This window comes from Bacillus yunxiaonensis (assembly GCF_037104695.1).
Taxonomy (GTDB): domain Bacteria; phylum Bacillota; class Bacilli; order Bacillales; family Bacillaceae_G; genus Bacillus_A; species Bacillus_A yunxiaonensis.
This window is the reverse complement of record NZ_JBAWSV010000002.1, coordinates 458,124-480,237: the sequence shown is the minus strand read 5'-3', so window position 1 is coordinate 480,237 and position 22,114 is coordinate 458,124. Positions and strand designations below refer to the sequence as shown.

18 protein-coding genes, 2 tRNA genes and 3 pseudogenes are annotated in these 22,114 nt (G+C 37.0%); 19 read left to right on the top strand and 4 right to left on the bottom strand.

What is annotated here, in order from left to right; all coding sequences use genetic code 11:
- Positions 1–158: 158 nt before the first annotated feature.
- Both gerE and racE read left to right on the top strand, forming a co-directional pair.
- Complete coding sequence (gerE, locus tag WAX78_RS08555) at positions 159–383, top strand: spore germination transcription factor GerE (RefSeq protein WP_020060005.1); 225 nt, start codon at positions 159–161, stop codon at positions 381–383.
- Positions 384–518: 135 nt separating this feature from the next.
- Positions 519–1,376, top strand: coding sequence for a glutamate racemase (gene racE / locus WAX78_RS08550; RefSeq protein WP_413789176.1), 858 nt, complete (start codon positions 519–521; stop codon positions 1,374–1,376).
- A gap of 398 nt (positions 1,377–1,774) precedes the next feature.
- On the opposite strand, the pseudogene WAX78_RS08545 reads toward racE, so the two are convergent.
- A pseudogene (locus tag WAX78_RS08545) lies at positions 1,775–2,053 on the bottom strand (NAD(P)-dependent oxidoreductase); the annotation flags it as partial.
- Between the two features lie 474 nt (positions 2,054–2,527).
- Here WAX78_RS08545 and WAX78_RS08540 point away from each other — a divergent pair.
- The 10 genes and pseudogenes from WAX78_RS08540 to WAX78_RS08495 form a co-directional block, all read left to right on the top strand.
- Positions 2,528–3,568 carry a GerMN domain-containing protein gene (locus tag WAX78_RS08540; protein WP_336481849.1) on the top strand — a complete coding sequence of 347 codons (1,041 nt, stop codon included), beginning with the start codon at positions 2,528–2,530 and terminating at the stop codon, positions 3,566–3,568.
- A 222-nt stretch (positions 3,569–3,790) separates the two neighbouring features.
- On the top strand, positions 3,791–4,915 hold the full coding sequence (locus WAX78_RS08535) for an RNA-guided endonuclease InsQ/TnpB family protein (RefSeq protein WP_336481848.1): 1,125 nt from the start codon (positions 3,791–3,793) through the stop codon (positions 4,913–4,915).
- Between the two features lie 283 nt (positions 4,916–5,198).
- The gene (rph, locus tag WAX78_RS08530; protein ID WP_336481847.1) at positions 5,199–5,936 is read left to right on the top strand and encodes a ribonuclease PH; all 738 of its coding nucleotides are present in this window, start codon (positions 5,199–5,201) and stop codon (positions 5,934–5,936) included.
- 11 nt (positions 5,937–5,947) lie between these two features.
- Positions 5,948–6,562, top strand: a complete 615-nt coding sequence (locus WAX78_RS08525; protein ID WP_336481846.1) for an XTP/dITP diphosphatase — start codon at positions 5,948–5,950, stop codon at positions 6,560–6,562.
- 13 nt (positions 6,563–6,575) lie between these two features.
- On the top strand, positions 6,576–7,082 hold the full coding sequence (locus WAX78_RS08520; protein ID WP_336481845.1) for a metallophosphoesterase: 507 nt from the start codon (positions 6,576–6,578) through the stop codon (positions 7,080–7,082).
- Between the two features lie 101 nt (positions 7,083–7,183).
- Positions 7,184–7,257: transfer RNA gene (locus WAX78_RS08515), tRNA-Gly, on the top strand.
- Between the two features lies 1 nt (position 7,258).
- Positions 7,259–7,332 (top strand) — tRNA-Arg (locus tag WAX78_RS08510).
- A 124-nt stretch (positions 7,333–7,456) separates the two neighbouring features.
- Positions 7,457–8,026: a hypothetical protein gene (locus WAX78_RS08505; protein ID WP_336481844.1), complete on the top strand. Its 570-nt coding sequence runs from the start codon at positions 7,457–7,459 to the stop codon at positions 8,024–8,026.
- A gap of 316 nt (positions 8,027–8,342) precedes the next feature.
- Positions 8,343–9,137 (top strand): annotated as a pseudogene (locus WAX78_RS25160) (COG4705 family protein); the annotation flags it as partial.
- A 548-nt stretch (positions 9,138–9,685) separates the two neighbouring features.
- Positions 9,686–9,844 (top strand): annotated as a pseudogene (locus WAX78_RS08495) (hypothetical protein); the annotation flags it as partial.
- A 252-nt stretch (positions 9,845–10,096) separates the two neighbouring features.
- Here WAX78_RS08495 and WAX78_RS08490 read toward each other — a convergent pair.
- Positions 10,097–10,711, bottom strand: a complete 615-nt coding sequence (locus WAX78_RS08490; protein ID WP_336481842.1) for a PH domain-containing protein — start codon at positions 10,709–10,711, stop codon at positions 10,097–10,099.
- A gap of 302 nt (positions 10,712–11,013) precedes the next feature.
- On the opposite strand from WAX78_RS08490, the gene WAX78_RS08485 reads away from it, so the two are divergent.
- The 7 genes from WAX78_RS08485 (at position 11,014) to ysxC (ending at position 20,747) form a co-directional block, all read left to right on the top strand.
- Entirely contained in the window at positions 11,014–11,262 is a 249-nt protein-coding gene (locus WAX78_RS08485) for a hypothetical protein (RefSeq protein WP_336481841.1), read from the top strand.
- A 230-nt stretch (positions 11,263–11,492) separates the two neighbouring features.
- Entirely contained in the window at positions 11,493–12,497 is a 1,005-nt protein-coding gene (locus tag WAX78_RS08480) for a hypothetical protein (RefSeq protein WP_336481840.1), read from the top strand.
- Between the two features lie 328 nt (positions 12,498–12,825).
- On the top strand, positions 12,826–14,109 hold the full coding sequence (tig, locus tag WAX78_RS08475; protein WP_336481839.1) for a trigger factor: 1,284 nt from the start codon (positions 12,826–12,828) through the stop codon (positions 14,107–14,109).
- Positions 14,110–14,381: 272 nt separating this feature from the next.
- Positions 14,382–15,647, top strand: coding sequence for an ATP-dependent protease ATP-binding subunit ClpX (gene clpX / locus WAX78_RS08470; protein WP_230573826.1), 1,266 nt, complete (start codon positions 14,382–14,384; stop codon positions 15,645–15,647).
- A 247-nt stretch (positions 15,648–15,894) separates the two neighbouring features.
- On the top strand, positions 15,895–17,565 hold the full coding sequence (gene lonB, locus WAX78_RS08465) for an ATP-dependent protease LonB (RefSeq protein ID WP_336481838.1): 1,671 nt from the start codon (positions 15,895–15,897) through the stop codon (positions 17,563–17,565).
- Between the two features lie 258 nt (positions 17,566–17,823).
- Complete coding sequence (gene lon, locus WAX78_RS08460; protein WP_336481837.1) at positions 17,824–20,154, top strand: endopeptidase La; 2,331 nt, start codon at positions 17,824–17,826, stop codon at positions 20,152–20,154.
- Entirely contained in the window at positions 20,151–20,747 is a 597-nt protein-coding gene (gene ysxC / locus WAX78_RS08455) for a ribosome biogenesis GTP-binding protein YsxC (RefSeq protein ID WP_336481836.1), read from the top strand. The genes lon and ysxC overlap by 4 nt, the downstream gene beginning before the upstream one ends.
- A gap of 22 nt (positions 20,748–20,769) precedes the next feature.
- Here ysxC and WAX78_RS08450 read toward each other — a convergent pair whose 3' ends face one another.
- Together WAX78_RS08450 and WAX78_RS08445 are read right to left on the bottom strand one after the other, a co-directional pair.
- Positions 20,770–21,186, bottom strand: coding sequence for an organic hydroperoxide resistance protein (locus WAX78_RS08450; RefSeq protein ID WP_336481835.1), 417 nt, complete (start codon positions 21,184–21,186; stop codon positions 20,770–20,772).
- A gap of 2 nt (positions 21,187–21,188) precedes the next feature.
- Entirely contained in the window at positions 21,189–21,641 is a 453-nt protein-coding gene (locus tag WAX78_RS08445; protein ID WP_336481834.1) for a MarR family winged helix-turn-helix transcriptional regulator, read from the bottom strand.
- Positions 21,642–22,114 lie beyond the last annotated feature (473 nt).

The window sequence follows — 22,114 nt, the reverse complement described above, 5'->3', positions numbered from 1 at the left end:
CAAAAATGAAATACAAACAACTTTTTTATAATTAATACATGGAATTTCTCTTTGTTTTTATTCACCACCACATGCCTCTATTCATACAATATCATGACTAAATAAACACCCATCTTACACATATACAGCTCTGGCTTAAGCAGGGAGGGTTATACCAATTGAAGGAAAAAGAATATCAATCCAAACCGTTGCTCACAAAAAGAGAAAGAGAAGTGTTTGAGTTACTTGTTCAAGATAAAACAACAAAAGAAATTGCAAGTGAACTTTTTATTAGTGAAAAAACCGTACGTAACCATATTTCAAATGCAATGCAAAAGCTAGGGGTTAAGGGACGCTCGCAAGCGGTTGTTGAGCTTCTTCGCATGGGAGAGCTTGAACTATAAAGAATGAAGCCGGCTTTTATATAAGGAAAAGCCGGTTATTTTTGTATCTTGCAAATTACTAGAAAAAGGAGGAGAATAAAAAGGTCTAACATGTACATAAAGTGAACCTTCTATTAGTCTATGTATGTTGTTCTGATGAGGAGTGCACGATTTGGGAATGTACGCTTAGATTATGAAAGAGAAAACGGGGCGATTGTTTTGAATAGAGCGATTGGTGTAATTGATTCAGGTGTTGGCGGATTAACAGTAGCGAAAGAGTTAATTCGGCAATTACCGAAAGAGCGAATTATATACTTAGGAGATACAGTACGTTGCCCGTATGGTCCGCGATCGCGTGAAGAAGTAAGACAATTTACATGGGAAATGACAGAGTATTTATTGGCGCAGGATATTAAAATGCTTGTCATTGCTTGTAATACTGCAACAGCAGTTGTGCTTGAAGAAATGCAAAAGAAATTGTCTATTCCAGTGGTAGGGGTAATCCACCCAGGCGCGCGCACGGCACTTAAAATGACAAATACGTACCATGTTGGTGTAATAGGCACGATTGGAACAGTGAAAAGTGGCGCGTACGAAGAGGCGCTAAAATCGATTAATAACCGCGTATTTGTAGAAAGTTTAGCTTGCCCGCCGTTCGTTGAGCTTGTAGAAAGCGGGAATTTTGAGAGTGAAATAGCGTATGAAGTGGTAAGAGAAACACTGCAACCGCTGAAGCAAACTGAAATCGATACGCTGATTTTAGGATGTACGCATTATCCGATTTTAGGCCCAGTTATTAAACAGGTCATGGGCGATTCCGTGCAATTGATTAGTTCAGGCGATGAAACAGCTCGTGAAGTGAGCACTATTTTATATCATAGTAAGATGCTGTATGGTAGAGAAGAGCAAAGTGATCATCTTTTTTTAACAACAGGAGAAATCGATTTGTTTAGAGAAATTGCTTCCAAATGGTTTGGACAACCAATTGAGAATGTGAAGCATATTGTTTTATAAAGAGGCTGTTTTCATAGTTATTAAATTAAGAGAATAATATAAAAAGACCATCCTTATTCAGTGCTTATCTGAAAATGAAAGGATGGTCTTTGATTTTACTGAATTGTACACCGAATAGTAGTCACTTTAAGGGAAAGCTCATTACTTGAGCTGTAGAGTAGTTTAAGGATGAATGAAAGTTACTGCCCGTAAGAGTCTAGTTGGTTCAACTAATCAACAGTAGGGATGAAGAAAACTCCTTACTGTTGGAAGTTTCACTTTATCCCGCATTAACGGGCAGTAAGCCCCCACCTCTAGATTGAGAGAGAAGCGAAGAAGCTAGGTAGGGGATAACTGCCCGTAAAAGCCCGATTGGTTCAACTAACCATAAGTAGGAAACCCGCCTACTTATGGAAGTTTCACTTTATAAGTTGTGAAAGTACAGTTGTTAGTTCTTGTTTGATTTGTTTTGCAAATGCTGGATCTTTACCTGAAGTGGATATACTTACAATATATTCGTTATCTCGAATAACAGCAGGCGTGTGAAAAGATGATTGCGTGCCAGCACTTACGATATTAACCCACTGAAAATCATGTGCTGCTTGCTTGACCATCATATTTACATCATGATGATTTGTTGCAGCATAAATGAGATGAGCATCTTTTATATCTTCCTCTGTAAATGCTTTTTGTTTCCATTCCCGATCATGACTAAACGTGTTTTCATATTCATTTCCCTTCTTTTTGTGAAATATTTAACAAACTTTTATATTAGTATTATAGAATTTTTGGAAAATGAGGAGATGTGATATTTATCACAGTTTTGGAGGATTCATAAATTGTTCAAATTTGCACATAATTTGCTGTAATCTCCTTTTATATTTGATAATTTTATCTTACTAGTCGTAGGTAGTAAGACCCTATTTCAAGATTCAGAGAAGGGGGGATGAAGCCTTAACTGATGAAGGTTTCACTTTATCGTGAAAGAATAATACGGAGACGTTAGTAAAGAGACTGAAAATATTCCAATAGAGGCAAGGGGAAGTTTTTCACCATAATATAAAACTTTGTGCAGGTGTTTTTAGAAAAGATAAGTTGTCATTGCTTGTTCTAAAGTGAGAATCAAGCTCGTATACATATAGTACAAACTTAGATTTTTAGGAGGAAAGCGTATGCCTAAATCGACTTTCAAATGGCTTGTTTGTGCTACATTAAGTACGGTTTTATTAGCAGGATGCGGTTTGTTTAGTAAGGAAAAAGCGACAGAGCAAATTGATCCACCTAAGAAAGTAACGTATACAGACGGTGAGAAGAAAGAAACCGCGAAACAAGGGAAAACGAAAAAACTAGATTTATATCTTGTAGATAAAAATGGTTATGTTGTGCCGCAAACGGTGCAGCTACCTGCTCCGAAAGATAACGCGGTGATTAAGCAGTCATTACAATATTTAGTGAAAGACGGGCCGGTAACAAACTTATTGCCAAATGGATTTCAAGCTGTGCTCCCAGCGGACACAGAAATGACAGTTGCTGTGAAAAAAGACGGGACTGCAGTTGTTGATTTTTCAAAAGAACTGAAAAGTTATAAAAAAGAAGAAGAACGTCGCATTGTAGAAGCGGTTACTTGGACATTAACACAGTTTAAAGAAGTAAAGAATGTGAAGTTCAGCATGAATGGGCAAGAATTAGCGAAAATGCCTGTTGCTGGTACTCCGATTGGTAATGGATTAAGCCGAGCAAATGGCATTAACTTTGATGATGAACAAGTTGCTGATATTACAAATACAAAACCAGTTACGCTGTATTTCTTAGCGCAAAATAATAAACAAAATTATTATGTGCCAGTAACGCGCCGCGTTGCAGAAGGAAAAGAAAATGAAGTTGCGACAATTGTAAAAGAACTTGTAAAAGGACCAGCGCATCAATCGTCGTTAACATACGACTTTAATCCAGATGTAAAGCTAATCAATGATCCGAAACTTGAAAAAGGAACGGTTACGCTAAACTTTAATGAAAATATTTATGCGAATAAAGGTAAAAGTATGATTTCTGACTACGTACTTCAGTCTCTTGTATTAACTTTAACGGAAAAACAAGGAATAGAAAATGTGTTAATTCAAGTGAATGGAAAAGCGAATCTTGTTACAGAAAAAGGCGCTAAATTAATAAAACCAGTCGATCGTCCGCAAAACGTGAACACAGGTAGTTTTTAACATACTTCCAAAAGAATTCCCCTTCCTCAAAGAATGAAAAGGAAGGGGAATTCTTTTGGTTGGCGTAAGCCCAAGGAATGAAAAAGGAATTTCCTCAAATGAGACAGAAATTATAGAAAGAATACTTTTGATCTCAAAGTTATTGTTTGCTGACTGTAGGCAGTGCACCATTAGAAATTCTAAAACAATACCGAAGCACAAGGACAAAACGAATGGGAGGTGATGACAATGTTGTTGAATCAAAGATATGAAATCTTTCCAACAGAAGCGCAAAAAGAAGTGTTAGACCGCTGGCTACAATATTGTCGTCAAACCTACAATTCTGCCTTGCTAGACAAAGAACGGAAATATAAGCAAAATAAAGAAAATTACAATCGTTATGATATGCAAAGACAACTTACATTGGACAAGAATATGTATCCTTTTCTAAAAGAAATGCCTTCTCAGCCTTTGCAAGAAGTTTTTGTGCGTCTGAAAAAAGCATTTGATCATTTCTTTCGTAAAGAGGCAAAGTATCCAAAACAGAAAAAGTATAAAGACTACACGAGTATGACATTTCCGCAATTTGGGTTCAAACGAAATGGAAAGCATCGCTATGCCATGTCTTTTTCTGATAATGGTAAATTATATAATACAAAGCTGGGAGAAATAGATATCATCCTTCACAGACCACTCGAAGGAACAATCAAGCAACTGATTCTCAAACGTCAAGGGAAAAGATGGTACGCTATTTTCTGTGTCGAAAGACAAGTGGTACCATCTGATATCGATACCAATCGTGCGATAGGAATTGACGTGGGATTACATAAGTATGCCGTTCTTTCTAATGGTTCAGAGTTTGAAAACCCTAGATTTCTCCGCGAAAAAGAAAAACAGCTACAGAAAGCACAGCGAAAACTTTCTAAGAAGAAAAAAGGTTCTGCTAACTTCATAAAACAAGTCGAGCGTGTTCGCAAGCTACATGAAAAAGTAGCGAACCAGCGCAGGGATTTTCTTCATAAACTCAGTTACAATCTAGCGAAAGATTATTCCGTTATCGTTGTAGAAAATCTGAACATTGGAAACATGGTTAGAAACAGAAAATTATCAAAGTCTATTTCTGATGCAGGGTGGGGAATGTTTCGAAACATGCTTGCTTACAAATGTGAAAATCATGGCGGTGTACTCATCAAAGTAGAACCAAAGTATACTTCACAAGACTGTTCTTTTTGTGGGAATCGTGTGAAGAAGTCTCTCTCTATTCGTACTCACATTTGTACAAAGTGTGGAACGGTATTGGATAGAGACTATAACGCGAGTCGGAACATCTTACAAAAAGGATTAGAAGAATTGTTTGCCACAAACTAAAGTCTGCAAACTGTAGGGCAAGGTTATGTCCGAACAGTATAATCTACGCCTGTGGAAACTGTGTAAGACGCAGTGGGACACCCCACTATGCAACGGTCTATGAAACAGGAAGCCTCTTCTTCAATCGACCGGAAGGTGGATAAGGAGGGGTTATTCACACGGGAATAATTTGATATACTTAATTTATGAAAAGAAGGGGAATTCCCCTTCTTTTATTGTCATACATAACAAAATTTTTAAATGGGCTATACTAACATGTAGCAGTTACAAGGGGGTTATTTTTATGCGAGTAGATGGTAGACAAGCATCAGATTTGCGCCGTGTACATATTCATACGAATTATTTAAAACATCCAGAAGGATCAGTGTTAATTGAAGTTGGTGATACGAAAGTTATTTGTACAGCAACGATTGAAGAAAGGGTTCCGCCGTTTATGAGAGGCGAAGGAAAAGGATGGGTTACAGCTGAGTATTCCATGATTCCTCGTGCAACAGAACAGCGTACAATTCGTGAATCGAGTAAAGGAAAAGTAACGGGGCGCACAATGGAAATTCAACGTTTAATAGGACGAGCACTACGTGCTGTTGTTGATTTAGAAGCGCTCGGTGAAAAGACGATTTGGATTGACTGTGATGTCATTCAAGCTGATGGTGGAACGAGAACAGCTTCTATTACCGGTGCATATGTTGCAATGGTATTAGCGTTTGAGAAGCTTGTAGCAGCAGGAAAAGTATCAAAAATTCCAGTAAAAGATTACTTGGCAGCAACGTCTGTTGGAATCGTTGATGAGCATGGTGTTGTGTTAGATTTAAATTATGCAGAAGATTCTAAGGCGAATGTCGATATGAACGTCATTATGACAGGAAAAGGGCATTTTGTTGAAGTACAAGGTACAGGAGAAGAAGCGACATTTAGCCGTAGTGAATTGAATGAATTGCTAGATGCGGCGGAACATGGAATTTTACAGCTTATTGAAATGCAAAAAGAAGCGTTGGGCGATATTGTAACTCATATGGAATAGAGGTGAAAATTATGAAACAAGTTGTAGTAGCAACAAAAAATGCAGGAAAAGTACGTGAATTTGCGGAGCTATTTGAAAAGTTTGATTTAGAAGTAAAATCACTTTATGATTTTCCTCATATTGAAGAAGTAGAAGAAACTGGTGAAACGTTTGAAGAGAATGCCATTTTAAAAGCGGAACATCTTTGTAAACAGTTAGATGAAATTGTCATTGCGGATGATTCGGGTTTAATTGTAGATGCTCTGCAGGGAAAACCAGGAGTTCGCTCTGCTCGTTATGCAGGAGAGGAGAAGGATGATCAAGCTAACATTCAAAAGGTTCTAGAAGAATTAAAGGGTATTCCAATGGAGAAACGGACAGCACGTTTTTATTGCGCATTAGCCGTTGCGTTTCCACAAGAAGATAAAAAACCATTGATTGTAAACGGAACGTGTGAAGGGAAGATTTTAGAACAACAGCGCGGGGAAAATGGCTTTGGTTATGATCCAATCTTTTATGTAGAAGAATACAAAAGCGCAATGGCAGAATTGTCATCTGATGAAAAAAATAAAATTAGTCATCGCGGACGTGCTCTTCGTAAATTGGAAGAAAAAATTCCAGTATGGTTTTTAGGAGAAAAACAATAAGGGAGCGAAACCGATGAAGGTGTTAATTGTGAGCGACAGTCACGGTTCTGTGAAAGAGCTAAAGCAATTAAAAGAGCACTATGAGGGAAATGTAGATGTGATGATTCATTGCGGTGATTCTGAATTAACATCTCAGCATTCTGAACTAGAAGGGTTTCATGTGGTGAAAGGAAATTGTGATTTTGTTGGTGATTTTCCAAATGACATCATCACAGATGTACAAAGCACCCGCTTTCTTGTAACGCATGGCCATTTATACAATATTAAAATGACGCTGCAAACACTTTTATATCGTGCTAAGGAAGCTGAGGCAAATGTTGTTTGCTTCGGTCATTCACATATATTGGGAGTAGAAATCATAGACGATATATTGTTTATCAATCCAGGAAGTATTCTCTTGCCGCGCTCGCGCAGAGAAAAAACATTTGCTTTACTTGAAATACAAGAAAGCGAAATAGAGATTCGTTTTCTTACATTAGATGGTTCAATTGTAGCGGAAAAAACGTTTCAAATAGGGTGAAGAATTTTTCTTCACCCTATTTGAAAAAAATGTTGACTTTAATTGTTGATAATAATATAATGAAAACTGTCGATGAGACATTAGAAAAAATTTCATATCATGCGGGTGTAGTTTAGTGGTAAAACAAGAGCCTTCCAAGCTCTGGTCGAGAGTTCGATTCTCTTCACCCGCTCCATGTCCCAGTAGCTCAGCAGGATAGAGCAACGGCCTTCTAAGCCGTCGGTCGGGAGTTCGAATCTCTCCTGGGACGCTAAAAAAACCTTGTTATCTTTTGATAACAAGGTTTTTTGTTTGGTTTAAATGTATTCTTTTTTGCTTGATCCAATAAAATGGTAGTAATCCGAGTGTAGGAATGGTTAAAAGGGGGATTTGAAATGAAACGATTTATAATGCTTTTAGGCTTTATATCGCTTTTGACTCTTTTGACAGCTTGCTCGTCTAAACCATCTTTAGAACTTGTAAATGCAAAAGTTGATATAGTTACCGATAAAAATAAGGTTGGTGCTATAGGCATAACAGAAGGTGATAAGAAAGGGCAGGAGCTTGTACCAACGGCATTATATTATGAGTTTAAAATTAAAAATAATGGGAAGCAAAAAATTGGAGGATTTGGCGATAAAGGTTTACAAGTGAAAATTGAACCTAATGATAAATTAGTGAATACTTCCAAAGAAATAGTTGGCTTTAATATTTTTGACCCCTCTGCATATGAAGGATCGGGTGTGGGTTTTGGAAGTTCCTTTGGCGGAGAAATCAAACCTGGTAAAAGTAGGGAATATATTCTAACTTTTGATTTAGGTGTAAGTGAAGAAAACTCGCAAGTTCCACTAAGAGTTCCAGCAAAAGAAGCGTTGGAAAAACTTGAGAGTAACGCTTTAGATGCTTTACTATTAGTGATGTTAGATGGTAAAGAAATAGCTCGATTTGATTTAAATAAGAAATAGTAATTGTAATTATTTAATATGATAAAAAAGTAAAGCATCGGTGATAAAACCGATGCTTTTTTTGTTAAATGATTGTTATTTTATTTGTTTTTTTACTCCCCCAGAAGAGAACTTATTATAAAGAATGCTTTCCTCGCTTATGATGCTGCATTAATTTTTAATAAATTTCTCATATAAATCTAATTAGATTTTCAGATGAATTTCATTAAAAGTTAGTAAAGTAGAGACTAGTTCTTGTAGTAATCATCAAATGAATAAACGAGAATCATGAAATGTTTTAAGTTATTCATTATCGGCTAAAATACAATAAAAGGAGATGAGTTCATTGGCAAAAGATCTATTCGTTTCCGATGAAGTCGCTGCCGCCTCGTCACTAGGCCGGCAGATGTTGAATAAGGTTCCGCAAGTTACGATCTTCTTCTGGATAATCAAAATTTTATGCACAACTGTTGGTGAAACATTTGCTGATTTCCTAAATTTCAACCTTGGATTTGGTTTAACTCTCACTACCATAATTATGGGAATAGCGTTTTTCGTTGTATTGTATCTTCAATTCAGAGCAACTAAATATGTTCCAGGCATTTATTGGTTAACTGTTGTTCTTATAAGCGTATTTGGAACGTTGGTAACTGATAATTTGACAGACAATATGGGAGTACCTCTTGAGGTTAGTACGGTAGTTTTCTCCGTGCTGCTAGGTTTAACTTTTCTTTTTTGGTATCTCAGTGAAAAAACACTCTCAATACACTCGATTTTTACAAGAAAAAGAGAAGTTTTCTATTGGCTGACCATTCTTTTCACATTTGCACTTGGAACAGCAGTCGGAGATTTATATTCCGAACAACTCGGACTTGGTTATCTTTACACAGGAATACTAGTCGTTATTATAATTGGTTGTGTATTTTTAGCATGGAAGTTTTTGAAACTTGATGGGGTATTAGCGTTTTGGATTGCGTATATTCTTACTCGTCCACTCGGAGCATCAATAGGAGATTACCTATCTCAACCAAAAAATAATGGCGGGTTAGGTTTGGGGACAACAATTACTAGTGTAATTTTTCTAATAGCTATTTTAGCGATAATCGTTTTTCTTGCTGTTACAAAAGTTGATACAAAGGTAAAAAGTGATACAGCAGAAACAAAACAAGCAAATGGAAACAAGAAAAATGTTTTGACACAAACCATTGTGGTACTATGCATGTTCTTAGTTGGTGGTATAGGCGGTTATGTTTGGTGCAGTAATCATATAGCACCGCCAACCGATTCTGCGCAAACTACATTATCTGGACAGTTAACAGATTTTGTTAAAATTGAAAGTGATATGCTAAACCATGTAAACTCAAATGACTTTACTTCGGCGAAAAAAGGGGCAGACAATTTGGAACATGAATGGGACACAGCGGAGCCTAAACTTAGGAAAATAGATGGCACAACGTGGACTAAAATTGATGGAACGATTGACAGTGTATTAGCAGCAGTTCGTTCATCAAACCCTGATGTCAACAAGTGCAAATCTGCACTTAACAATTCGCTTAGTGTCATAAACGGAGCAAATAAATAAAAATTTTAGGAATCGCAAATCGCGGTTCCTTTTTTGCGTTAAAGATAAGGTCTTATTATCGAGCTTTATTCAAATAAAGTGGTTGATACATAAAGGTTTTCGGTGATTACTTGTCGCAGCCTCACGATGAAGGTGGTCTTGGTTTAGGTACCATAGAAACTAGCGCGATCTTTCTTGTAACGATTTTGAGTTTGGTCATATATTTGACCAAAACGAGAAGAGACGAGATCTTGGATTTGAGTTCAGCTGAGGAGTAGGGAAAAGAGGGGTGCTTCAAGTGGGGTCAGTGAGTACTCGTAAGACGATTAGTGAATACATTGTCTGTTTTCTTAAACTAAATCTTCGTTAATAAATTATGCTTGAACATAAATACTGAAAAAACAGCCAATCTTTCATTGAGTATCCATGGAAGGATGGCTGTTTTACTAGTTTAAGGGCTTAAAATTAAGCACATTATTGTAAATACATATGAAAGAGATAAGAACTGTTTCTTTTTATATGAGTTTAGGTTAATTGTTAATAAACTTCTCAAACACAAACCCGAAATCTTTTACATTATATTGTTTCTTCGTATCCACAAGCCAGTTAAACGCTATTTGATTAATTTCTTTAAACTGCGCTGCTACATCTAGCTCGGCATTTCTCACATTGCTTAATGTAGAAGAGGCCATTTCTAAGCTCTTATGTGCGTATTGCGTTACGATATCATTTTCATGAGTGATTTCCGCGATTTTCAGAAGCGCTTTATATAAATCTTTTACCTCTTCAATATGTTTTTTATGTACGTCGATGGAGTAATGCTCTCCGCCCATATTAAATTTAATCTCAATATCTAAGTCTACTGTCCCTGCTGTTTCAAGCAGAACGTTAGAAATTTTATGAGTGTTGTAATTATAACGGCGAAGTGTACGTTTCTTACTTATCGCACTTGTTCCGTCAACATGAATAAGAGCTGTATTTGTAAAGCAATACTCATCTGTTTTTGATTTGATTAAAAAATAAATTTTTTCGTTTTCTTCATGCATGACATAATCATCAGCATCTACTTTATCATAATCAGCAGGGGTAATAACGGACCCAATGTCACTTAAACCAAGCATATCAGCTGCTACTTTTTTAAACATTGTAGTATCGTCCTTTCGTTTTGAAATTTCTGAATTATTTCGAATTTATTATAACATAAGAGAAGTCTTTTTTGAGAAATCTTACAATTCTGTAAGGTACATGTAAGAAAATTCGATGGTAACTATTTCTAAAAAATTTATACTAAAGATAACAAAGACGAAGCGAGGAGGAGAAATAATGAAAGGTTTAGCTGTCGCAGCTTTATCGATTGCTTTTGGAGTTGTTGCTTATGACAAACTGATGGGCATGATTAATGTTATAAAACACTTAATTGCATAAATAAGATTTAAGGGGACAAGGAATGGAATGGTTATTAGGAATTATTGGGATTTGTAGTGTTGTTTTATTATTTCTGTTTCCAATTGGAGCATTAAGTTCAAGCGTAAGTGTATTTTTTATGTGTTCAATCATCGGTACGATGATAATTATTATGGTATTAATGAAACGTAGTAAGCCCATTTTCTTTTTTGGCATCATCGTGATGACAATTATTGTTCTTCAAATGATAACCCTCTTTGTATATCCTACTATTATAAAAGCCTTTCATTAGAACTCTCCGCATCGGTAGCTGAGAGTTTTTGTTTTCCCTCCTCCCATAGGATAATCCCTTGCTTATAAAAATTCTACTTTCGTATTTCCGGTCAGTATATTCTATTTTTGTATAGTAGAAATCTGTATTTTCCTAGTAAAAACGAACAGATTCCAAATATTGTGTTCCGAACTATCATTTGTTATATTAACTTTAAAGTGTATTGAAAATCTAGAAAAAGAGGCGAGCGTATGGATAAAAAAGAAAGTACGGTCGTATTGTTTCCGCAGTTGTCAGCGCGATTTATCGACGAAGGATTTATTGCATTGCGTGAACGTCGGTTTGAAGAAGCTTTAACATGCTTCGAAATGTTGCGCCAGTACGGAGCACAGACAGAACAATCAGAATTGGCTTCAGTTATTTGTTTACTAGAATTAAAGGAAATGAAAGAAGCGAAAGAGCGATGCGAGGAATTGCTTGAAACAGGGGAACTCTTATTTCAGGATATTCTCGAAACATATGTTACGATTTTAGTACAAACAAATGATTATGAAGGCATTATTGAAACGGTACAGTCCGTTTTACAAACGAAAGAAATAACAGAAGAGCAAAAAGAGAAATTAGCACAACTTGCATTGTTTGCAAAGAGTATGTTAGATGGTGAAGAAGTAGTAGAAATAGACAATGACGTATTTTTTGATGAACCTGCGTTTGCAGATGCTTTGCTTAAAGGTGATTATGGGAAGCAACTGCGGGCGATAAATCGTCTTCCGAATAGAAATGTCGGAAGTGCGTTGCCAGCGCTGCGTAAATTTTTACTAGATGAAACGAAGCACCCTTATATTAAAACTTCTATCTTACACGTATTAATGGAAAATCAAATACAAGAAAGCGTAGATGTGGAGAAATTCGGTGAGACAATAACGGTTATACCGGCTAATTTATCTTATAATCCATATGATACAGAAAAAGTGTTACATATATTGTCTGATCGCTTAGAGCATGATAATCCAACGATGTATGAGGCGATTATTACATATTGGAAAGAAATGCAAACAAGTATCTTTCCGTTTCCTTTATTAATAGAGAAAGACAAGTTATGGGCAGCTGTTTTAGAGAGAGTTGGAAGAAAACGCTTTGGAATGCCAATTCGTGAGGAACAGCTTCTTCGTGAATATGATATTACACTTGAAGAATATCATGTTGCATATCAGTGGTTTTTACGTATTGAGAAAGAAGGATTTATGCCAGTATAATGAAAAAGAATGTTTCGGTTATTGAAACGAGAGTATTCTATGTTATAATGTAAGGGTTGCAAAAGGCTGAAATCTGCCTTTTTATAAGAGAATAGAAACAAATATTCTCTTACTTATATGTTTCATATTATTCTCGAACAAAATATACCGTATTTGTCTTTTGGGCAAATAGTAGATTGAGAATGATGCGTCCGAGGTTTTTATAACGGATGTAAAAGCTGAATACATCAGCTTTACAGAGTGTTTGTTGTTTCTTTATCAGAGACGATAAATGCCTCGATCTCTAGAGGTATGTGCATACATTATTATAGTTGGAGGGAAAGAATAAATGGCTGCAAAATGGGAAAAATTAGAAGGTAACGTTGGCGTTTTAACAATTGAAGTTGATGTGAAAGAAGTAAACAACTCTTTAGACGCTGCGTTCAAAAAAGTTGTAAAAACAATTAATGTACCAGGCTTCCGTAAAGGAAAAATGCCTCGTCCACTATTCGAACAACGCTTCGGTGTAGAATCTTTATACCAAGATGCTTTAGATATCATCTTACCAAAAGCATACGGAGAAGCAATTGATGAAACTGGTATCTTCCCAGTTGCTCACCCTGAAATCGACATCGAGAAATTCGAAAAAGGCGAAAACTTAATTTTCACTGCAAAAGTTACTGTAAAACCTGAAGTGAAATTAGGCGAGTACAAAGGCTTAACAGTAGAAAAAGTTGATGCTACTGTAACTGATGAAGATGTAGAGAATGAATTAAAATCTTTACAAGAGCGTCAAGCTGAGCTTGTAGTTAAAGAAGACGGCACTGTAGAAAACGGTGCTACAGCTGTAATCGACTTCGAAGGTTTCGTTGATGGCGAAGCATTTGAAGGCGGAAAAGGCGAGAACTACTCTTTAGAAATCGGTTCTGGTACATTCATCCCAGGATTTGAAGAGCAATTAGTTGGTCTAAAAGCTGGCGAACAAAAAGACGTGGAAGTATCATTCCCAGAAGAATACCATGCAGCAGAACTAGCTGGTAAACCAGCAACATTTAAAGTAACAGTTCATGAAATTAAAGTGAAAGAACTTCCTGCTTTAGATGATGAGTTCGCGAAAGATGCAAACGAAGAAGTAGCAACTCTTGATGAGTTAAAAGCAAAACTTCGTGAAAACTTAGAAGAGAACAAAAAACATGAAGCTGAGAACAAACTTCGTGACGAAGTAGTAGAAAAAGCTGCTGCAAATGCAGAAATTGAAATTCCAGAAGCAATGATCGAAACTGAGTTAGATCGTATGGTTCGTGAATTCGAGCAACGCTTAAGCTACCAAGGCATGAACTTAGAGCTTTACTACCAATTCACAGGTACTGATGAAGCAAAATTAAAAGAACAAATGAAAGAAGACGCAGCAAAACGCGTAACAACTAACCTTGTTCTTGAAGCAATCATCAAAGCTGAAAACATTGAAGTAACAGAAGAAGAAGTAAATGCAGAAGTTGAAAAAATGGCTGAAATGTACAACATGCCAGTAGACGCTGTGAAACAAGCTCTTGGTAACGTTGAAGGTGTAAAAGAAGAGCTTCAAATTCGTAAAGCAGTAGATTTCTTAGTAGATAACAGCAAGGCTGCATAATAAAATAACAAGGCGCGACATTGCTCGTGCCTTGTTTTATAAATATAAATATAAATATATTTGTAAAACATTTTTTATTATGAAGAAGGAAATGATTCTTCGAAAGTCGAATATACATATTTCAAAAGTTTCAAAAAATTTTTATTTGTACATAACTAACCATATTATTTGTATTTCTCGCCACGTAGTGACATAATATGTATTTACATACGATACATTTATCGTGTACATACGAAGGCAAGGTTTTAGCACTTTGTAAGGGGTGTGAAAATATGTTTAAATTTAATGATGAAAAAGGGCAATTAAAATGTTCTTTCTGTGGTAAAACACAAACGCAAGTTCGAAAGCTTGTTGCAGGTCCTGGTGTCTACATTTGTGATGAATGTATTGAACTTTGCACAGAAATCGTGCAAGAGGAGCTTGCAAAAGATGAAGAAGTAGAATTCAAAGATGTACCGAAACCAGTAGAAATTCGTGAGATTTTGGATGAGTATGTAATCGGACAAGATCAAGCGAAGAAGGCTTTAGCGGTAGCGGTATATAACCATTACAAGCGCATTAATTCTAACAGCAAAATTGATGATGTAGAATTAGCGAAAAGTAATATTGCTTTAATTGGACCAACTGGTAGCGGTAAAACGTTACTGGCGCAAACATTAGCACGTATTTTAAATGTTCCATTTGCAATTGCTGACGCAACATCTTTAACAGAAGCTGGATACGTTGGGGAAGATGTAGAAAACATCCTACTAAAACTTATTCAAGCAGCTGATTATGATGTAGAGAAAGCGGAAAAAGGAATCATTTATATTGACGAGATTGATAAAGTGGCGCGTAAGTCAGAAAATCCGTCAATTACACGTGATGTATCTGGTGAGGGTGTGCAACAGGCACTTCTTAAAATTTTAGAAGGTACTGTAGCAAGCGTTCCCCCGCAGGGCGGTCGTAAGCATCCACATCAAGAGTTTATTCAAATTGATACAACAAACATTTTATTCATTTGTGGCGGTGCATTTGATGGCATTGAACCAATTATTAAACGCCGTCTTGGTGAAAAAGTGATTGGTTTCGGTTCTGAGAAGAAAAATGCTGATGTAACAGAAAAGCATGTTTTATCGCATGTATTACCAGAAGATTTATTAAAATTTGGATTAATTCCAGAATTTATTGGTCGTCTTCCGGTTATTGCGAATTTAGAGCCGCTTGATGAAGGTGCTCTAGTTGACATCTTAACAAAGCCAAAAAATGCGCTTGTGAAGCAGTTCCAAAAGTTATTGGAACTTGATGATGTTGAATTAGAGTTTGAAGAGGGTGCCCTTGTTGAAATTGCGAAAAAAGCAATTGAACGTAAAACGGGTGCACGTGGACTTCGTTCAATCATTGAAGGCCTTATGCTTGATGTGATGTTCGAACTTCCGTCTCGTAAGGATATTGAGAAATGTGTGATTTCAAAAGAAACAGTAGCAGAAAATGCTACACCAAAATTAGTGCTTCAAGATGGTACTGTACTTGAACAAGATACAAAAACATCTGCATAAAGTGAAGCCTTAATCAGTGGGGAATTCTCCCTGCTGATTATGAGTGGAACAAATCGGGCACATACCAGTAATTAATCCCCACCTCGCTTTTTGCTTGTGCTGAATTTTGAGGTGGGGATATTACTGTCCGTGAATAGCAGCATAAACGATAAGAAACAGCAATTGTATAATTGCTGTTTCTTATTATGTTTAGCGTGTTTCCTCCCAGGGGATACTGATAAGTAAAACATAGCGGGAGGAAATGAGTATGAGCTGGACAAATATTTTTTTAATCGTTCAACTTGTCTTTGGTGTAATTGTCGGATTATATTTTTGGCATTTACTCAAAAACCAGCGAACACAAAAGGTTTCAATTGATAGAGAGTCAAAGAAAGAGCTAGAGCAACTTCGAAAAATGCGGGAAATTTCTTTAACAGAACCCCTTGCTGAAAAAGTTCGCCCAGCGTCTTTTGCTGATATTGTTGGACAAGAAGATGGTATTAAATCATTAAAGGCTGCGCTATGCGGGCCAAATCCGCAACATGTCATAATATATGGACCGCCAGGAGTTGGGAAAACAGCAGCGGCTCGGCTCGTATTAGAAGAAGCAAAGAAAAATTCGAAATCTCCATTTCGAATGACTGCAACATTTATTGAGCTGGATGCCACAACGGCTCGGTTTGATGAACGGGGGATTGCTGATCCGTTAATTGGTTCTGTTCATGATCCAATTTATCAAGGTGCCGGAGCAATGGGGCAGGCTGGTATTCCGCAACCGAAAAAAGGAGCGGTCACAGATGCACATGGAGGTATTTTATTTATTGATGAGATTGGGGAATTGCATCCAATCCAAATGAATAAGATGTTAAAAGTGCTTGAGGATCGTAAAGTATTTTTGGAAAGTGCATATTATAGTGAAGAGAATTCTCTCATTCCAACGTATATTCATGATATTTTCCAAAAGGGATTACCAGCTGATTTTCGCCTTGTTGGCGCAACAACACGTTCTCCGGATGAAATTCCTCCTGCTATTCGATCACGTTGTTTAGAAGTCTTTTTTCGTGAGCTAGATACAGAAGAAATTGAAGCAGTAGCCAAAAATGCTGCTGAAAAGGTGGATATGGAGCTAGGTGAACATGGTATAGAAATGATTGGAATGTACGCACGGAATGGAAGAGAAGCCATTAATCTTGTGCAAATCTCCGCTGGAATGGCAATTAACGAAGGACGATCTTTTATAAAGGATGAGGATATTGAATGGGTTATTCATTCAAGTCAACTAACGCCGAAATATGAAAAGCGGGTATATCCAATTCCAAAAATTGGTCTTGTAAATGGCCTGGCTGTATATGGACCCAATACAGGGGCACTACTTGAAATAGAAGTAACAGCAATTCCAGCAAAAGAGAATGGATCCGTTGTGGTAACAGGGATTGTAGAAGAAGAAAGTATCGGTAATCAAACGAAATCAATTCGCCGTAAAAGTATGGCGAAAGGTTCTGTTGATAATGTTGTGACTGTCCTTCGTTCGTTAGATCTATTACCAGAAGGATATGATATACATATTAACTTTCCAGGCGGTATTCCAATTGATGGACCATCTGCCGGCATTGCCATTGCAACGGGTGTATATTCTGCTGTTCATCGCATGTATATCAATAATGAAGTAGCGATGACTGGAGAAATTAGTATTCACGGAGAAGTAAAACCAGTTGGTGGTGTTTATGCGAAAGTAAAAGCAGCGAAAAAGGCTGGGGCAAAGAAAGTGCTAATCCCAGCAGAAAATATGCAGCCTTTCCTTTACACAATCAAAGGTATTGAAATCGTTCCTGTGCGAAAATTAAAAGAAGTATTTGCATTAGTATTTGTAAAAGAAAAAATTGAGCGAACAGGCGATACATTGCTTTCTTTAGATGAAGGTGACGTGCAATCGATATAAAGTGAAACTTCCATCAGTGGGGGCTTCATCCCCAACTGATGGAAAGCTTTTACCAATCGGGCTCATATGGACAAGCGTTATACGAGAGATGAGACGCTAACTTTATTACCCCGATGTATCCTAGACTTCGTTTAAGTTGTTATATACTTAAGCGAAGTCCCTTTTTCTTTCATGAGCAATAGAGTATCGAGTCTCTGCGATTGCATAAGGCTTTATTGTAATATAAAATAGGGAAACAAAGATATTTATGGAGGTGCTATGTCTAATATGAATGCGAACGAAAGAATCGTGCCCCTCCTACCATTAAGAGGCGTTCTCGTATATCCGACGATGGTTCTGCATCTTGATGTAGGACGTGATAAATCGATACAAGCGCTTGAGCAGGCGGCTGTAGATGAAAATATAATTTTTTTAGCGATGCAAAAAGACGTGAATATCGATGATCCGAAAGAAGAAGATGTTTATAAAGTAGGTACGTTAGCAAAAATTAAGCAAATGCTCAAATTGCCAAACGGGACAATGCGTATCCTTGTGGAAGGTTTACATAGAGTAGAAATGACAGAGTTCATCGAAGAAGATGATGTAATTACAGCAAATGTCCGTACGTTAATGGAAGAAGAAGAGGGCGATTTAGAAGAAAAAGCGCTGATGCGTACATTAACTGAGTATTTTGAGCAATATATTAAGTTGTCTAAGAAGGTTTCAGATGAAACTTTTGTAACAGTTGTTGATGTTGATGAACCAGGTCGATTAGCCGATCTCATAGCATCTCATTTGCCGCTCAAAATGAAGCAAAAGCAACAGATTTTAGAAATCGCTGCGGTAAAAGAACGATTACATACACTTATTTCTTTTATTCAAGATGAAAAAGAGTTATTGAACTTAGAAAAGAAAATTGGTCAGCAAGTGAAGCGTTCTATGGAGCGTACACAAAAAGAGTACTTCTTACGTGAGCAAATGAAAGCTATTCAAAAAGAACTTGGTGATAAAGAAGGAAAAGGCGGCGAAGTAGAAGAGCTTCGTGAAAAGATTGAAGAATCGGGAATGCCAGAAGAAACGCAGCAGGCAGCTTTAAAAGAGCTAGATCGTTATGAGAAATTGCCGGCAAGTTCAGCAGAGAGCGGTGTGATTCGCAATTATATTGATTGGTTATTATCTCTTCCTTGGACTGAGGCAACAGAAGATCGTATAGATCTTCCGCGTGCTGAAAAAATTTTAAATGAAGAGCATTATGGGCTTGAAAAAGTAAAAGAACGAGTACTTGAATATTTAGCAGTGCAAAAGCTCACGAATTCATTAAAGGGGCCTATTCTTTGTTTAGTCGGTCCACCTGGAGTTGGAAAAACATCGTTAGCTAAATCAATTGCGACATCATTGAATCGTAATTTTGTTCGTGTCTCACTTGGCGGTGTACGTGATGAATCTGAAATCCGTGGCCATCGTCGTACGTATGTTGGTGCGATGCCGGGCCGTATTATTCAAGGAATGAAAAAGGCAAAGACAATCAATCCAGTCTTTTTATTAGATGAGATTGATAAAATGTCGAATGATTTTCGAGGAGACCCTTCAGCAGCATTATTAGAGGTGTTAGATCCAGAGCAAAATCATAACTTCAGTGATCATTACATTGAAGAGCCATACGATTTATCGAAAGTTATGTTTATTGCAACAGCTAATACGTTGGCAAGCATTCCAGGACCGCTTCTTGATCGCATGGAGATTATTTCAATTGCTGGTTATACAGAACTTGAAAAAGTACATATTGCCCGTGAGCATTTGCTTCCGAAACAATTAAAGGAACATGGCTTGAAAAAAGGAAATTTACAAGTACGTGATGAAGCGCTTCTTGAAATTATCCGTTACTATACACGTGAAGCGGGTGTTCGTACGTTAGAGCGTCAGCTTGCGAAGCTTTGCCGAAAAGCAGCGAAGATCGTTGTAATAGAAGAGCGTAAGCGCATTGTTGTAACGGAAAAGAATATTACAGAGTTGCTTGGAAAGCGTGTATATCGTTATGGTCAAGCTGAAACGAAAGATCAAGTAGGTATGGCAACAGGTTTAGCGTATACATCAGCTGGAGGAGATACGCTCGCAATAGAGGTATCAGTATCTCCGGGTAAAGGGAAGTTAATTTTAACAGGGAAACTTGGGGATGTAATGAAGGAATCTGCACAAGCGGCATTTAGTTATATTCGTTCGCGTGCAGAAGAATTGCATATTGACCCTAATTTTCATGAAAAACATGATATCCATATTCATGTTCCCGAAGGTGCTGTACCGAAAGACGGACCATCAGCGGGCATTACGATAGCGACGGCTCTTATTTCAGCATTAACAGGAATTCCTGTTAGTAAAGAAGTAGGAATGACAGGTGAAATTACACTTCGTGGCCGTGTGTTACCAATTGGTGGATTGAAAGAGAAAACGTTAAGTGCGCATCGTGCAGGATTAACGAAAATTATTTTACCTGCAGAAAATGAGAGAGATTTAGACGATATTCCAGAAAGCGTAAAGGAAAACCTTACGTTTGTGCCAGTTTCTCATTTAGACGAGGTACTAGAGCACGCATTAGTAGGAGTGAAAAAATGAAAGTAACAAAAGCGGAGATTGTCATTAGTGCAGTCAAACCAGAACAATACCCTGAGGGTGATTTACCAGAAATCGCATTAGCAGGTCGTTCCAATGTTGGAAAGTCATCCTTTATTAATAAAATTTTAAACCGAAAAAAATTAGTGCGCATTTCCTCTAAACCAGGAAAAACGCAAACACTAAACTTTTTCATTATTAATGACATGATGCATTTTGTGGATGTACCAGGTTATGGATATGCGAAGGTATCGAAGTCAGAACGAGCAGCATGGGGCAAGATGATTGAAACGTATTTCACAACAAGAAAACAGCTAGATGCAGCTGTTCTTGTTATTGATTTACGTCACAAGCCGACAAATGATGATGTGATGATGTATGATTTCTTAAAGCATTATGAAATTCCAACAATCATTATCGCAACAAAAGCCGATAAAATTCCAAAAGGAAAATGGCAAAAGCATTTAAAAGTTGTGAAAGAAACGCTTGATGTAGAACCAGGAGATGAGGTTGTACTATTCTCTTCAGAAACAGGTCTTGGGAAAGAAGAAGCGTGGAAAGCGATTCATAAGTTTACAAAAACAAAAAACGTGTGACGGGTGTCACACGTTTTTTGTTTTATAGTACGTTTAATGTAACTTCAATATTTCCTCTTGTTGCTTTAGAGTATGGACATACCCCGTGTGCAGCTTCTACTAATTGTTTTGCTTCTTCGTGAGATACGCCAGCTACACGTACATCTAATATGACAGCTAATCCGAATCCCCCATCTGTATCTTTGCCAATTGATACGTGAGCCGTTACTTCCGTACTTTCTACTTTTACGCGTTTCGTACGAATTACAAGCTGCAGCGCACTATCAAAACAAGCGGCATAACCTGCTGCGAATAATTGTTCGGGGTTTGTTGCTTCGCCTCCCATGCCACCTAATGCTTTTGGCATTTTTACATCAAGATTTAATACACCATCCTCAGAAATTACTTTTCCATTTCGTCCACCTGTTGCTGTTACTGTAGCAGTATATAATTTTTCCATGTCTATTCCTCTTTTCTATTATTTATTGTTTTCATTGTTTCAATTAGCTTATTTAATTGAAGTAATAAATTTTTATAATCGTCTGCTGTAATTCCTAAATGCGATGCCATTGTTTGGGGTAAAGAACAGGCCTTTTCCTTTAAAGCACATCCTTTCTCTGTTAGTTTAATACATACTTTGCGCTCATCTTCTTTTGAGCGAACACGCTTAACAAGCTGTAGCCCTTCCATTCTTTTTAACATGGGTGTTAATGTTCCGGAGTCTAAAAATAATCGTTCTCCGATTTCTTTTACCGTTAATCCATCTCTTTCCCATAATACTAACAAGGTAATGTATTGAGGATAGGTAATCTCCATTTCTTCTAAATAAGGGCGATAAAAGCGTGTTACTTCTCTAGAACAAGCATAAATAGAAAAACAAAGCTGATTGTCTAGATGTAAAGGATTCTCATGCATGAGTATCTCTCCTTTTTAATTGTGCACAATTAAATTTTGTAAAATCAATATAAAATAAAATAAATGATATGTCAAACAAAAAGAAAATCTATCGTTTGGAATAATCATACATATTTTCTTTCAATTGAAAGAAGCTAGTAAAAGATAGTCTTTCAGCATGTATGGAATAGTTTCCATTACTTGATTCCAACAATTTTTTTTGATAACGTACAGATAGAGTTATTATCTTATAATTATTATAAAGTGAAACTTCCCTTTCAGGAGTGTCTTTCACCTGAAAGGGTTAGTTGAACCAATCGGGCTCTTAGGGACAGTATCTTCTTTGAATAAGCGTTTTTTTACTGTCCCTTTGAGCGGGGTAAAGTGAAACTTCCCTTTCAGGAGTGTCTTTCACCTGAAAGGGTTAGTTGAACCAATCGGGCTCTTAGGGACAGTATCTTCTTTGAATAAGCGTTTTTTTTACTGTCCCTTTG